Origin of the sequence: Leucobacter chromiiresistens (assembly GCF_001477055.1) — a bacterium.
GTDB lineage: Bacteria > Actinomycetota > Actinomycetes > Actinomycetales > Microbacteriaceae > Leucobacter > Leucobacter chromiiresistens_A.
In genome coordinates, this window is record NZ_LDRK01000148.1 from 1 (window position 1) to 1,125 (window position 1,125).

Below are 1,125 nucleotides of genomic sequence, written 5' to 3' on the forward strand. Positions count from 1 at the left end.
GGAGGGTGTCGAGCTCCGTGACGGCGGCGACACCCTCCTGAAGTGACCCCGCAGGTGGAGCGGCGGAGGGGGCGCACAGGGCACTATTCGGTGTTGCTAAGTAGCGGTACCTAGTGTTACTTTCTCCGAGTAGTGAGTGACGCAGAGTAGGGAGGGCACCGCATGGCGACGCAGATGACGGAGATGCTGAAGGGCACGCTCGAAGGGATCGTGCTCGCCATCCTCGCCGAGCGCTCGGCCTACGGCTACGAGATCACGGCCTCGCTGCGGGAGCGCGGCTTCGCCGACATCGCCGAGGGCACGATCTACGCCCTGCTCGTCCGCATCGAGCAGAAGGGGTACGTCTCGGTCGAGAGGGTTCCCTCCGAGAAGGGGCCGCCCCGCAAGGTGTACTCGCTCGATGCTTCCGGCCGAGAACGGCTGTCGGGCTTCTGGGAGTCCTGGGATTTCCTCGCCGTCCACATCGACGCCCTGCGCCCCGCAGGGGCCCGGAGCCCGGGCGTCCGCACCACGAACCCGCACCTCACGAATGGAGATCACGCATGACCGCGAAATGGATCGAGACGCTCACGGGCTCCCTCGATGACAAGAAGCAGTACAAGGCCGCGATCGCGCGCATCGACGCGCTGCCCGCGCCCTACCGAGAGGTCGCGCGAGCGCTGCAGCGCTACTTCATGTATTACGGCATCGTCAGCGACGGCGCGGTGCTCGCCGCGATGGTGACGGATCACGCCGACCTCTGGGAGCGCGCGGCGCTCGACGGGGCGACGGTGCGGGGCATCATCGGCGACGACCCGGTGGAGTTCGCCGAGACCTTCGCCGCCGCATACTCCGACCGGCAGTGGATCGACAAGGAGCGTGCACGCCTGCTCGCCGCGATCGCGGCCGCCGAATCCGCCTGATCCGCCGAGTCCGCCTGATCCGCCGAATCCGCCGAATCCGTCGGTTCCGTCGGGTCCGCCGGTGGCCCGCCGCACGTCGGGGGCGCCGACTGGAGCCCTCCCGAAGCTGGCTGCCTGGCTCCGCCAGCGGGGTCACTTCGGGAGGGTGTCGTGCTCCGTGACGGGGGCGACACCCTCCCCAAGTGACCCCGCTCCGCTCCCGGGCGGAGCGGGGTCACTTGGG

The 1,125-nt window shown here is 69.2% G+C and carries 2 protein-coding genes; both read left to right on the top strand.

Features of this window, described 5'->3' with window-relative positions:
* Nucleotides 1–162: 162 nt before the first annotated feature.
* On the top strand, nucleotides 163–546 hold the full coding sequence (locus NS354_RS12725) for a PadR family transcriptional regulator (protein WP_058594810.1): 384 nt from the start codon (nucleotides 163–165) through the stop codon (nucleotides 544–546).
* On the top strand, nucleotides 543–902 hold the full coding sequence (locus NS354_RS12730) for a DUF1048 domain-containing protein (RefSeq protein WP_058594811.1): 360 nt from the start codon (nucleotides 543–545) through the stop codon (nucleotides 900–902). The genes NS354_RS12725 and NS354_RS12730 overlap by 4 nt, the downstream gene beginning before the upstream one ends.
* Nucleotides 903–1,125 lie beyond the last annotated feature (223 nt).

Bases quoted from the DNA above. Each gene is read 5' to 3' on its own strand.
- NS354_RS12730 (WP_058594811.1), top strand. From the start codon at position 543: ATGACCGCGAAATGGATCGAGACGCTCACGGGCTCCCTCGATGACAAG.
- NS354_RS12725 (WP_058594810.1), top strand. From the start codon at position 163: ATGGCGACGCAGATGACGGAGATGCTGAAGGGCACGCTCGAAGGGATC.